This window comes from Streptococcus parasanguinis CC87K, assembly GCF_000507765.1.
In the GTDB taxonomy this organism is placed as follows: domain Bacteria; phylum Bacillota; class Bacilli; order Lactobacillales; family Streptococcaceae; genus Streptococcus; species Streptococcus parasanguinis_J.
This window is the reverse complement of sequence record NZ_KI669401.1, coordinates 772759-785634: the sequence shown is the minus strand read 5'-3', so window position 1 is coordinate 785634 and position 12876 is coordinate 772759. Positions and strand designations below refer to the sequence as shown.

At 43.2% G+C, this 12876-nt stretch carries 9 protein-coding genes and 1 pseudogene; 9 read left to right on the top strand and 1 reads right to left on the bottom strand.

Annotated elements, in window-relative coordinates:
- Nucleotides 1–13: 13 nt before the first annotated feature.
- From HMPREF1195_RS03875 to HMPREF1195_RS03830, 9 genes and pseudogenes are all read left to right on the top strand, one after another.
- Nucleotides 14–1273, top strand: a complete 1260-nt coding sequence (locus HMPREF1195_RS03875) for an extracellular solute-binding protein (protein WP_003007827.1) — start codon at nt 14–16, stop codon at nt 1271–1273.
- 13 nt (nt 1274–1286) lie between these two features.
- Nucleotides 1287–2153 (top strand): carbohydrate ABC transporter permease, encoded by an 867-nt coding sequence (locus tag HMPREF1195_RS03870; protein WP_021153464.1) that lies wholly within the window; start codon nt 1287–1289, stop codon nt 2151–2153.
- Nucleotides 2154–2166: 13 nt separating this feature from the next.
- Nucleotides 2167–3000: a carbohydrate ABC transporter permease gene (locus tag HMPREF1195_RS03865; RefSeq protein WP_023918448.1), complete on the top strand. Its 834-nt coding sequence runs from the start codon at nt 2167–2169 to the stop codon at nt 2998–3000.
- 241 nt (nt 3001–3241) lie between these two features.
- Nucleotides 3242–4684 carry a sucrose phosphorylase gene (gene gtfA / locus HMPREF1195_RS03860; protein ID WP_023918446.1) on the top strand — a complete coding sequence of 481 codons (1443 nt, stop codon included), beginning with the start codon at nt 3242–3244 and terminating at the stop codon, nt 4682–4684.
- Nucleotides 4685–4924: 240 nt separating this feature from the next.
- Nucleotides 4925–6103 carry a galactokinase gene (locus HMPREF1195_RS03855; protein WP_023918444.1) on the top strand — a complete coding sequence of 393 codons (1179 nt, stop codon included), beginning with the start codon at nt 4925–4927 and terminating at the stop codon, nt 6101–6103.
- A 12-nt stretch (nt 6104–6115) separates the two neighbouring features.
- Entirely contained in the window at nt 6116–7588 is a 1473-nt protein-coding gene (gene galT, locus HMPREF1195_RS03850; protein ID WP_003007822.1) for a UDP-glucose--hexose-1-phosphate uridylyltransferase, read from the top strand.
- Between the two features lie 63 nt (nt 7589–7651).
- The gene (galE, locus tag HMPREF1195_RS03845) at nt 7652–8650 is read left to right on the top strand and encodes a UDP-glucose 4-epimerase GalE (protein WP_023918442.1); all 999 of its coding nucleotides are present in this window, start codon (nt 7652–7654) and stop codon (nt 8648–8650) included.
- Nucleotides 8651–8778: 128 nt separating this feature from the next.
- Nucleotides 8779–9363 carry a DUF1307 domain-containing protein gene (locus HMPREF1195_RS03840; RefSeq protein ID WP_023918440.1) on the top strand — a complete coding sequence of 195 codons (585 nt, stop codon included), beginning with the start codon at nt 8779–8781 and terminating at the stop codon, nt 9361–9363.
- A gap of 464 nt (nt 9364–9827) precedes the next feature.
- A pseudogene (locus tag HMPREF1195_RS03830) lies at nt 9828–10210 on the top strand (transposase); the annotation flags it as partial.
- A gap of 120 nt (nt 10211–10330) precedes the next feature.
- On the opposite strand, the gene gshAB reads toward HMPREF1195_RS03830, so the two are convergent.
- The gene (gshAB, locus tag HMPREF1195_RS03825) at nt 10331–12595 is read right to left on the bottom strand and encodes a bifunctional glutamate--cysteine ligase GshA/glutathione synthetase GshB (RefSeq protein ID WP_023918437.1); all 2265 of its coding nucleotides are present in this window, start codon (nt 12593–12595) and stop codon (nt 10331–10333) included.
- Between the last annotated feature and the right edge of the window lie 281 nt (nt 12596–12876).

Genomic DNA, 12876 nt, shown 5'->3' with positions numbered 1-12876 from the left:
AGGAGACAGCCAAATGAAATGGTATAAAAAAATCGGACTTCTTGCGACTACAGGCCTAGCCTTGTTTGGGCTCGGTGCTTGCTCCAACGATGGAAAATCTGCGGATGGCACAGTGACCATAGAGTATTTCAACCAGAAAAAAGAAATGACCAAAACCTTGGAAGAAATCGCGCGTGATTTTGAAAAGGAAAATCCAAAGGTTAAGGTCAAAGTTGTCAATGTACCAAACGCTGGTGAGGTGTTGAAGACACGTGTCCTCGCAGGGGATGTGCCAGATGTAGTCAATATTTACCCACAGTCCATTGAATTGCAAGAATGGGCAAAAGCGGGTGTCTTCGAAGATTTGAGCAATAAAGATTATCTCAAACGCGTAAAAAACGGCTACGCTGAAAAATATGCTGTAAACGGAAAAGTCTACAACGTTCCTTTCACAGCCAATGCTTACGGAATCTACTACAACAAAGATAAATTCGAAGAATTGGGCTTGAAGGTTCCTGAAACCTGGGACGAATTTGAACAGTTAGTAAAAGACATCGTTGCCAAAGGACAAACTCCATTTGGGATTGCAGGAGCAGAAGCTTGGACCCTCAATGGTTACAATCAATTGGCCTTTGCTACAGCAGCAGGTGGGGGAAAAGAAGCCAACCAATACCTTCGTTATTCTCAGCCAAATTCCATTAAATTGTCTGATCCGATTATGAAGGATGACATCAAGGTCATGGATATCCTTCGCATTAAAGGTTCGAAGCAAAAGAATTGGGAAGGTGCAGGTTATACAGACGTTATCGGAGCCTTCGCGCGTGGAGATGTCCTCATGACACCAAATGGATCTTGGGCTATCACCGCGATCAATGAACAAAAACCGAAATTTAAGATTGGGACTTTCATGATTCCAGGGAAAGAAAAAGGACAAAGCTTAACCGTTGGTGCGGGAGACTTAGCATGGTCTATCTCAGCTACTACCAAACATCCAAAAGAAGCCAATGCCTTTGTGGAATACATGACCCGTCCAGAAGTCATGCAAAAGTACTATGATGTGGACGGATCTCCAACAGCGATCGAAGGGGTCAAACAAGCAGGAGAGGATTCACCGCTTGCTGGGATGACCAAATATGCCTTTACAGATCGTCACTTGGTCTGGTTGCAACAATACTGGACCAGTGAAGCAGACTTCCATACCTTGACGATGAACTATGTCTTGACAGGTGATAAACAAGGAATGGTCAATGATTTGAATGCCTTCTTTAACCCGATGAAAGCGGATGTGGATTAGGAGTAGAGAGACAATGAAAAAAGTATTACAAAAATATTGGGCATGGGCTTTTGTGGTCATTCCCCTCTTATTACAAGCAATTTTCTTCTATGTGCCAATGTTCCAAGGAGCCTTTTACAGTTTTACCAACTGGACAGGTTTGACCTATAACTACAAGTTTGTCGGCTTGAACAACTTTAAGCTCCTCTTTATGGATCCAAAATTCATGAATGCTATTGGCTTTACTGCAATCATCACGATTGCTATGGTAGTTGGTGAGATTGCCCTTGGGATCTTCATTGCGCGTGTCTTGAACTCTAAGATCAAAGGCCAAACCTTCTTCCGTGCTTGGTTCTTCTTCCCAGCAGTTTTGTCTGGTTTGACAGTGGCTCTGATTTTCAAACAAGTCTTCAACTACGGTCTTCCAGCAATTGGGAATGCCCTTCATATCGAGTTTCTTCAAACCAGTCTTTTAGGGACTAAGTGGGGAGCGATCTTCGCGGCTGTCTTTGTCCTTCTTTGGCAAGGGGTGGCCATGCCCATCATTATCTTCCTAGCTGGTCTGCAATCTATCCCATCTGAAATTACAGAAGCAGCAAGAATCGATGGTGCGACGAGCAAGCAAGTCTTCTGGAATGTTGAATTGCCTTACTTGCTACCAAGTGTCTCTATGGTCTTTATCCTAGCCCTAAAAGGTGGGCTGACTGCCTTTGACCAAGTCTTTGCCATGACCGGTGGTGGTCCAAACAATGCCACAACTTCACTTGGGCTCTTGGTTTATAACTATGCCTTTAAAAACAACCAATTCGGTTATGCCAATGCCATTGCCGTAATCTTGTTCTTCTTGATTGTAGTGATTTCAATCATCCAATTGAGAGTATCTAAGAAATTTGAAATTTAAGAGGAGAAGCACGATGAAACAAGATGAAAGAAAAGCCTTGATTGGCAAATATATTCTATTGATTCTAGGATCGGTTCTGATTTTAGTGCCGCTCCTTGCCACCCTCTTTAGTTCCTTTAAACCCACCAAAGATATTGTAGATAATTTCTTTGGATTCCCAACCAACTTCACATGGGACAACTTTAGCCGTCTCTTGTCAGATGGAATCGGAGGCTATTATTGGAACTCAGTCGTCATCACTGTCTTGTCTTTACTTGCAGTAATGATCTTTATCCCCATGGCGGCCTACTCCATCGCTCGTAATATGAGTAAGAGAAAAGCCTTTACCATCATGTACACCCTCTTGATTCTTGGGATCTTTGTACCTTTCCAAGTCATCATGATTCCGATTACGGTTATGATGAGTAAACTCGGTTTGGCTAACACCTTTGGTTTGATCTTGCTCTACTTGACCTATGCGATTCCACAGACCCTCTTTCTCTATGTGGGGTATATCAAAATCTCTATCCCAGAAAGTTTGGATGAAGCAGCAGAGATCGATGGGGCTAATAAGTTTACAACTTATTTCCGTATCATCTTCCCAATGATGAAACCGATGCATGCGACAACCATGATCATCAATGCCCTTTGGTTCTGGAATGACTTCATGTTGCCACTCCTTGTCTTGAACCGCGATTCAAAAATGTGGACCCTGCCTTTGTTCCAATACAACTACGCAGGCCAATATTTCAACGACTACGGACCAAGCTTTGCTTCCTACGTTGTCGGCATTATCAGTATCACCATTGTCTATCTCTTCTTCCAACGCCATATCATCGCAGGAATGAGCAACGGCGCAGTGAAATAACAAGATACAAAGCCCGTCAAAAGCTCACAGTGAAAATAGGGAATCTGAATAAGAAGCCTTGGCTTCTTTGAAGATTCATCTTTTTCACACAGAGCTTAGGGCGTGTTCAATTCCAGATACAAAGTAACGATTCAGCTTGCTGACTTCAATCGTATCCTATGAAGCAAATATTAAAAAATATAAACTCAAGAAAGCCAGGTCTCTTAAGACTTGGCTTTCAAAAAAAGAAAAGGAAACCATTATGCCAATTCAAAACAAAACCATGTTAATTACTTATTCAGATAGCTTAGGAAATAACCTGAAGGATCTCTATGAAAATCTGGAGAAGCACTTTGGGGATGCAGTAGGTGGGGTTCACCTCTTGCCATTTTTCCCATCAACTGGTGACCGTGGCTTTGCGCCTGTAGACTATGACCAAGTGGATCCAGCCTTTGGAGATTGGGAAGATGTCAAACGCTTGGGTGACAAGTACTATCTTATGTTTGACTTTATGATCAATCACATTTCTCGTCAGTCTAAGTATTATAAAGATTACCAAGAAAAGCATGACCAAAGTGCCTATAAAGATCTCTTTCTCAACTGGGACAAGTTCTGGCCAGAGAATCGCCCAACTCAAGCAGATGTAGATTTGATTTATAAGCGGAAAGACCGAGCTCCCAAGCAAGAAATCACTTTTGCGGATGGGACGACTGAGCATCTCTGGAATACTTTCGGGGAAGAGCAGATTGACCTAGACGTGACCAAGGAAGTGACCATGGACTTTATTCGCAAGACCATCGAACACCTGGCAAGCAATGGCTGTGACCTCATTCGTCTAGATGCCTTTGCCTATGCGGTCAAGAAATTGGATACCAATGATTTCTTCGTAGAGCCAGACATTTGGGATTTGTTGGATAAGGTGCGCGATATGGCGGCCAGCTACGGTGCTGAGCTCTTGCCAGAGATTCATGAGCACTATTCCATTCAATTTAAGATTGCCGATCACGACTATTATGTCTATGACTTCGCGCTACCCATGGTAACCCTCTATAGCCTCTATAGTTCAAAAGTGGAGCGCCTTGCCAAGTGGTTGAAGATGAGTCCGATGAAGCAGTTCACGACGCTCGATACCCATGATGGGATTGGGGTGGTCGATGTCAAGGATATCTTGACAGATGAAGAGATTGACTATGCTTCAAATGAGCTCTATAAGGTAGGGGCAAATGTTAAACGCAAATATTCCACAGCAGAATACAACAACTTGGACATCTACCAAATCAATTCGACCTACTATTCAGCACTAGGAGATGATGATCGTAAATACTTCCTAGCCCGTTTGATTCAAGCTTTTGCGCCAGGCATTCCACAGGTTTATTATGTTGGATTCCTAGCTGGGAAGAATGATTTGGAACTCTTAGAAAACACCAAAGAAGGCCGCAATATCAACCGTCATTACTACAGCAATGAAGAAATCGCTAAAGAAGTAGAGCGTCCAGTCGTGCAATCCCTTCTCAAACTCTTTAGCTTCCGGAATAACTCGAAAGCTTTTGATCTAGAAGGAAGCATTGAGGTGGAAACACCAGATGATCATACCATTGTCATCACGCGCCAAAACAAAGACCAGACCGCCACAGCAGTAGCCCGAATCAATCTTGCTGAGGGCACTTACCAAGTGACAGAAAATGGTCGAGAAATGGTGTTTTAAAATCTTTTAAAATCTCAATTGGGTGTCCTCCCAATTGAGATTTTTTGGTAAAAATTTACTAAAATTAACTTAAAATAGACAAAAGTGACTAGAGGTTGAAATAGGACAAAACCCTCTCTTCTATGCTTTTTTAACTTAAAATAAAAAATTAATAAAATTTTACTAAAAATACTTGAACTTTTACTTCTGATCAGATATAATACAAGTATAAAAACGTTTACAAAACTAAAGGAGTTTCTCATGACGACAACAATCACATCTCAAGATTTACAAGCAAAATTCCAGGCTGTCTTTGGGGAAAAGGCTGACCACACTTTCTTTTCACCAGGACGGATCAATCTGATCGGTGAACACACGGACTATAATGGTGGTCATGTTTTCCCAGCAGCCATCACACTTGGTACCTACGGAGCTGCAAGAAAGCGTGAGGATAAGGTCTTGCGTTTCTTCTCAGGAAACTTTGAAGACAAGGGGATCATTGAAGTTCCACTTGAAAATCTCCACTTTGAAAAAGAGCACAACTGGACCAACTATCCAAAAGGCGTGCTCCACTTCTTGCAAGAAGCTGGTCATGTCATTGATAGCGGTATGGATGTCTATGTCTACGGCAATATTCCAAACGGATCCGGTCTTTCTTCTTCAGCATCGCTTGAGCTCTTGATTGGCGTCATCGCTGAGAAACTATATGATCTTCAGTTAGATCGTCTAGATCTGGTCAAGATCGGGAAACAAACCGAAAATCACTTCATCGGAGTTAACTCTGGGATCATGGACCAATTTGCCATCGGTATGGGAGCTGATCAACGGGCTATTTATCTCGATACCAACACCCTAGAGTATGATCTGGTACCGCTGGACCTCAAAGACAATGTCGTGGTCATCATGAATACCAACAAACGCCGGGAATTAGCGGATTCAAAATACAATGAACGCCGTGCGGAATGTGAAACTGCCGTCTCTGAACTCCAAGAAAAATTGGATATCCAAACCTTAGGGGAATTGGATCTCTGGGCTTTTGATGTCTACAGCTACTTGATCAAGGATGAAAATCGCATCAAACGAGCTCGCCATGCTGTACTTGAAAACCAACGGACCCTCCAAGCTCGTAAGGCACTTGAAGCAGGTGATTTGGAAGGCTTTGGCCGTCTCATGAACGCTTCCCACGTATCCTTGGAGCATGACTACGAAGTGACAGGTCTAGAATTGGATACCTTGGTGCATACAGCCTGGGAACAAGAAGGCGTCTTGGGCGCTCGTATGACTGGAGCAGGCTTTGGTGGTTGTGCCATTGCCCTCGTAAACAAAGATAAGGTTGAAGCATTTAAAGAAGCTGTCGGCAAACGCTATGAAGAAGTCGTTGGCTATGCGCCAAGCTTCTATATTGCAGAGGTTGCGGCAGGAACACGGGTGCTTGATTAAAAAGGAGATAGGATGACAGAACAGGTATTAGATGCATTTGTCACAGCCGTCATTGCGGCGAGTGACTACGAAGAGATGGATCGGATTTATCTAAAAAATCGCATCATGAGTCGCGTTGGAGAAGAAGGGCTAGATGCTCCAGCCCAAAAAGAAGAGTTGATCGCACTCAAAGATCAGCTGGTAGAGATCGCTGTTGCAAATAGCAAGATCCAGGATGGTATGGCCGCAAAAGACAGTTTGGGTGCGGAGTTGATGGATTGGATCACCCCTAGCCCTAGTCAGGTCAACCATCGCTTTTGGGAGACCTACCGTCAGTCCAAAGAAGACGCGATTGCAGATTTCTATGCCCTCTCTAAGCGCAATGATTACATCAAAGTCAAAGCCATTGCGCAAAACATTGCCTTTGAGGCAGAAACTCCCTACGGTTCTCTTGAAATCACCATTAATCTGTCAAAACCTGAAAAAGATCCTAAAGACATTGCGGCGGCCAAGCTTGCCAAAGCTAGTCATTATCCAGCCTGCCAATTGTGTTTTGAAAATGAAGGCTATCAAGGTCGCCTAGACCATCCAGCCCGGGCTAATCACAGGATTATTCGCTTTGATATGGACGGTCATGATTGGGGCTTTCAATATTCCCCTTATGCCTACTTCAATGAACACTGCATTTTCCTCGATAGCCAGCATGTTCCTATGGCCATTAGCCGCAAGACCTTTGAGCGACTCTTGACCATTGTCGAGACTTTCCCAGGCTATTTTGCAGGGTCCAATGCAGACCTGCCCATTGTAGGGGGATCCATCCTGACTCATGACCATTACCAAGGCGGACGCCATACCTTCCCTATGGAGCTAGCTCCTGTTGAGGAAAGCTTTAGCGTTGAGGGATTTGAGGCTGTATCGGTAGGAATTGTCAATTGGCCCATGTCGGTTCTCCGGTTGCAATCGGACAACAAGGCGCAATTGATTGCCCTGGCAGACCATATCCTAACAGCCTGGCGAGGCTACTCGGATCCAGCCGTTCAAGTCTTAGCGGCATCCGACGGTCAGCCCCACCATACCATTACCCCCATTGCACGAATTCGTGATGGGCATTATGAACTGGACTTGGTGCTCCGTGACAACCAAACCTCACCAGAGCATCCCGATGGCATTTATCACCCACATGCGGATGTGCAACACATCAAAAAAGAAAATATCGGCCTGATCGAAGTCATGGGCTTGGCCATTTTGCCACCTCGCCTCAAGGAAGAGCTCAAGCAGGTTCAAGACTATTTGCTTGGACGTGAGAGCACGGTAGCGACCTACCACCAGCCTTGGGCAGATGATTTGAAAGCCACTCACCCAGCTATCACAGAAGAAGCAGAGGCAGAGGCCCTTGTCCGTGAATCAGTTGGCCAGATCTTTGCGCGCGTGCTGGAAGATGCTGGAGTCTACAAGAGAACATCAGAAGGACAAGCTGCCTTTAGACGCTTTGTTGCGACACTTTAAGTGTGGAGAAGCGGCAGAAATTTGGTACAATAAGAGAGAAGACAATAAGCGAAAGGAAAACAAATGGCAATACTCGTACTCGGAGGAGCTGGTTACATCGGTTCCCATATGGTGGACCGTTTGGTCAATGAAGGACAGGAAAAAGTCGTCGTGGTCGATAGTCTGGTCACAGGTCACCGTGCAGCGGTGCATCCAGATGCCGTCTTTTACCAAGGAGATCTGGCGGATCAAGACTTTATGCGCACTGTTTTTAAGGAACATGCAGATATTGACGCCGTCATCCACTTTGCGGCCTACTCACTGGTCGCTGAGTCCATGGCCGATCCATTGAAATATTTTGATAACAATACAGCAGGCATGGTCAAGCTCTTGGAAGTCATGCATGAATGTGGGGTACACTACATCGTCTTTTCTTCAACTGCTGCCACCTACGGCATTCCAGAAGAAATTCCGATTCTTGAAACCACTCCACAAAAACCGATTAACCCTTATGGTGAAAGCAAGCTCATGATGGAAACCATCATGCGTTGGGCCGATCAAGCCTACGGGATCAAGTATGTGCCCCTTCGTTACTTTAATGTAGCGGGTGCCAAGCCAGATGGATCCATCGGAGAAGACCATGGACCAGAGACCCATCTCTTGCCGATCGTCTTGCAAGTGGCCCAAGGCAAACGCGAGAAGATCTCTATTTTTGGAGATGACTACCAGACACCAGATGGCACCAATGTTCGGGACTATGTCCATCCATTTGACTTGGCAGATGCCCATCTTTTAGCAGTGGAGTATCTCCGAAACGGCAACCCATCTACCGCCTTTAACCTGGGCTCATCGACTGGATTCTCCAATCTTCAAATCGTTGAAGCAGCCCGCAAGGTTACAGGACATCCGATCCCACTTGAGATAGCCGATCGCAGACCAGGAGATCCAGATACCCTGATCGCATCATCTGAGAAGGCGCGTGCCATCCTCGGTTGGCAATCAAAATTTGACAATATCGAAACTATCATTCAAACAGCCTGGGCTTGGCATTCCAGCCACCCAGACGGCTACAATGATCGATAAGGAGGGACTGCGAACATCATTTTTGAGACTTTTCTAATAACATTTAAAACAACAGTTGATCTTGCTAAATGACTCGTTTCAGACGTCAGTCATTTCCTTAACCATCATAAAAAAGTGAGGTATTCAAAATGAATAAAACCACAAAAATGTTAGCCGTCTTCTTGACAGCGGGTCTTCTTTTAGCTGGTTGTGGACAAAAAGAGAGTACAAAATCTACTAGTCCATCGTCTACTAAGGCGACAAGTAAAGCAACAAGCAAATCATCTGCTAAAGAGAAGACAAAAGAGTCATCGACTGATGAAAGTAAAAAAGAAGATGCACTAGCAGGTGCACAAAAAACTGTTCTCGAAACGAGTGATGAAGCAGGTAAGTCAACTATCACCTTGTATTACAAGGGAGATACCTTGTTATTACAAGAAAAAGTTGATGATTACGACGTCTCAAAAGTGCCTGGTGAGAACCCTCTTGAAACCATGAAAGAAGCCGTTGCTAAGAGCCAAGAAAAATTCAAAGATCTGATGGGCCATGGATTTGAACTAACATCAGAATACAAAGACGGAATCTTTTATATCCGCAATACCATTGATTACACAAAAATCGATTTTAATAAATTAAAAGAAATCGTACCAGGCTTTAATCCCCTAGATGACAAAACAGTTAGTTATTCAGTAACGAAAGACAGTCTTATCAAAGGCGGAATGGTAGAAAAATAAACAAAATGGAGAGCAGCTCAGTTTGCTGCTCTCTTTTTGTTTTAGTATGAATTCATGGGAATATTTTTGGTAGAATAGGATTTAATAGAAGAGAGTCCCACATCATTAATTGATATACCTGAAACTAGAGAATTATTTACTCAGGAAGAGCTTAAAAGATTAATTCCGATTGCTGAGCAAATGTGGATTGACTGGAGAGGCAAACTTCCAGATGATTATGTATCGCCACTTAAGTAAAAGAGGAATAAAATGAAACCAACAAACCTAGAATGGGAAGACGTTAGTAAGTTTGAAGAAATAAAAGGTTATGGACAACATGTTTGGCGACATCATGAGAAATATTTTTTTTTACTGATGAAGGAGGAATAGCTGAACAGAGGGTAGTCTATGAATTACCATTAGAACTATTTCAATCACCCTACCAAGTTTTTCTGAGTTACTTGAAAAGTCTAACTTAATTTGACAATTTAGGCAATAAAGAAGTCCTAGACAAGCTTTTGAGCTATTCAGAAGACTTGAAATACCACTATAATCTCTATCAGCTCTTGCTTTTTCACTTTCAGAATAAGGAACCAGAGAAATTTTTTGGACTCATTGAAAACAATATAAAGAAGGTTCATTCTCTTTTTCAGACTGTCTTTAAAACATTTCTAAAGGACAAAGGGAAAATCATCAATGCCCTTCAGTTATCCTATTCCAACGCAAAATTGGAAGCGACTAATAATCTCATCAAACTTATCAAACGCAATGCCTTTGGCTTTCGGAACTTTGAAAACTGCAAGAAGCGAATTTTCATCGCTCTGAATATCAAAAAAGAAAGGACGAATTTGTCCTTTCTCGAGCTTAGCTTTTTTTCAACCCACTACAGTTGACAAAGACCCGTAGATTTTAGGTATTTACCTTGTCTACTTAAGAGGTATCATATCATCGAGATAAAGGTGATTTGTTTGTTCCTAAGAATTAGGTTTTAGGTTTGACTTGTGGCAACTTCTGGAAAAAGCTTGTCTAGGATTTTTGGAGTGATAGCTTGTCCAGGACCTTCAGCACAATAGGTGTGAATATACATAGCGGGATTGAAGTTGAGCTCTATACAAGTGCAATGAGGTTTTTCCTTGCTAGCAGGCTGAGTTTTATCTGGAATGATGAGGTCAACCCCGCTAGCCCAGGCCCCCATGCTAGTTGCCATAGCTGCAGCTAATTCTTGATAGGATGAATCCATGGTCTCAGTGACATCAATAGAGTCGCCACCTGTAGAGATGTTGGAGTTACGGCGGAGATTGACCTTTTTCCCTTCTGGGAGAATATCATCAGGTGCATAACCTTGCTGAGTCAACATCAATTGTTCGATGTCTCCTAGCTTAATGATTTCCAGAGGTGAGCGGTGGTCACGGCCTCGCAATGGATTGGCATTTTTCTGAGCGACTAATTCACGAATGGTGTGTTTGCCATCACCGACAACATTAGCAGCGACACGAAGGAGGACAGACTCACAACGCCCGTCCAGAATGAAGAAACGGTATTCGGTTCCTGGGATAAATTCTTCAACAAGAACAGCTGTATCTTCTGCAAAGGCAATCTCGAGAGCTTTCTTATAGTTATCAAGGCTGGCAGGCTCTTGGAAAATGGAAATGCCCAGACCGAAGTTGGTTGATTTTGGTTTAACCACAATTTGCTTGCCCTTGATAAGAGGATAGTAGGCTAGACCTTGTTCTAGACTGGTAAATTCGTCGCCGGCAGGGACAGGGAAGCCAGCATCAGCCAGAATTTTTTTGGTCACGGTTTTATTAGCCATGGCAAGAGGAACTACATAGTTGTCTTTTGAGGTCATGTTACCATTTTTGACGTACTCAACATGATCTTTATGCCAGAGTTTAAGGAATTGATCCTGCTCATCTAGGATTTCAAAATGAAGCCCTTTTTGAATGGCATCAAAGAGCAGCATCTGGGTAGAAAGTTCCATCTCCTCATAACCCTTAAGGGCATAGTGGGCAGTCCAGTCGTAATCATGATAGGCAAGCGCCTTGTCAAGGGCAAAGTCAGAAAGGGACTTGTCTTTGATATGAGGAAGAAGTTGAGCAGCTAGTGTCTGACTGGGATCTGCAAAGGCATCTTTAACTTGTTTGACCAGACCTTGATGATAGTCACCAAGCCCAAAATGTTGCACCAGTTGGTCTAGAGCTGTCGTAATGTTCTGAGTTTCAGCTTCAGAAGGTAGAGGTTCTAAAGGATGAGAGAGGGCAATTTTTTCATTCAGCGCGTGACCTTGAGCCAGAGCCTGATCAACATTTTCAGGGGCATCCAGCCAGAGGAAGGCTAGAAGGAGTAGGTGTACGGTATCCATGGTAGTTTGGCTAATACCGATACGCTCAAAGGGGTTGAGGTCGAAGTTACGGAATTCTAGGTAGGTGATTCCCTTGTCAAGGAAGGAGCGATTAACCTTTTGTCCACGGAAACGAACAGCCGAGTAAAATTCCTTTTCCGCAATCAAATCACCTTGTTCGATATAGTTTTCGATGGCAGAGACATAGTCTTCTAGGCTTGCAAAAGATACTTGTATTTCTTCCTTATTGACATAACCATGGTCGCTGTTTCGGAAGGAACGAACGAGTTCTGGCACTTCTTGGTCGAAGAAGCCTTGCTCAGCAACAGGTGCAGCACCAAAGAGATAGGTAATCACCCAACGATAGCGCAAATAGTTCTGAGCCAGCTTAAGATAGAGGGCGTTTTTGAAAGCAATTATATCAATCTGGTCACTTTCTTGGAATAGGGCTTCAACCAAATCTTTCCCTAGTTCCATATTATAGTGGATACCTGAGATAGCTTGTAGTTTAGTTCCGTATTTTTCGGCCAGGTAGTTACGATAATGGCGTTCAAATTCATTTTCCAGTTGGGCAACTTGGATTTCTTGGGCGTTGATACGAGGAGGCATGGACAAGGGCCAGAGAAGTTCATCTTTACTGATGGAACGTCCAGCTACATCGGTAATGGCTCCAAGAAATCGACGAGCCTCAGTAGTAGATTTAGCAACTGGTGTGATGAGTTCCATCTGAAACTCACAAAAATCTGTTTGAATATAAGGGTGGAAACTTCGAGCTCCTAGGCAGGAAGGGTGAGGCGTATGTGCTAATTTTCCCTGTCTATCGACACGAAGACTTTCTCGTTCAATTCCAAAGTTAGCTTGAAGGATAGGGCTAGTAGGCTCCAGCTTTTGAAGCAGTTGATTTATAGTCATAGAGTCACCTTTTCATCTAATGTTAGTGATAGTCTATTATAAATAGGAGAAGAAAACAACTTTCCGCTACGGTTAAGGGGAATTTCCGAATGTTTTAGATAAGAATTCTTAAAACTAGTTGCTTTTTAGCTCTATTATATGCAAAAATTGTAAAATATCCACCGATTTTTATGTAAAATGTTATTTCTCTTGCAATTTAAATCAAATTAGCCTATACTAATGACGTATATATGAGAACGAAAGAATCCCTAGGGTCGGCACTGCACTCATAAAATGAGACA

Excerpts from the sequence above, each read along its gene's own strand:
- HMPREF1195_RS03875 (WP_003007827.1), top strand. The coding sequence starts at position 14 with ATGAAATGGTATAAAAAAATCGGACTTCTTGCGACTACAGGCCTAGCC.
- HMPREF1195_RS03870 (WP_021153464.1), top strand. The coding sequence starts at position 1,287 with ATGAAAAAAGTATTACAAAAATATTGGGCATGGGCTTTTGTGGTCATT.
- HMPREF1195_RS03865 (WP_023918448.1), top strand. The coding sequence starts at position 2,167 with ATGAAACAAGATGAAAGAAAAGCCTTGATTGGCAAATATATTCTATTG.
- gtfA (WP_023918446.1), top strand. The coding sequence starts at position 3,242 with ATGCCAATTCAAAACAAAACCATGTTAATTACTTATTCAGATAGCTTA.
- HMPREF1195_RS03855 (WP_023918444.1), top strand. The coding sequence starts at position 4,925 with ATGACGACAACAATCACATCTCAAGATTTACAAGCAAAATTCCAGGCT.
- galT (WP_003007822.1), top strand. The coding sequence starts at position 6,116 with ATGACAGAACAGGTATTAGATGCATTTGTCACAGCCGTCATTGCGGCG.
- galE (WP_023918442.1), top strand. The coding sequence starts at position 7,652 with ATGGCAATACTCGTACTCGGAGGAGCTGGTTACATCGGTTCCCATATG.
- HMPREF1195_RS03840 (WP_023918440.1), top strand. The coding sequence starts at position 8,779 with ATGAATAAAACCACAAAAATGTTAGCCGTCTTCTTGACAGCGGGTCTT.
- gshAB (WP_023918437.1), bottom strand. The coding sequence starts at position 12,595 with ATGACTATAAATCAACTGCTTCAAAAGCTGGAGCCTACTAGCCCTATC.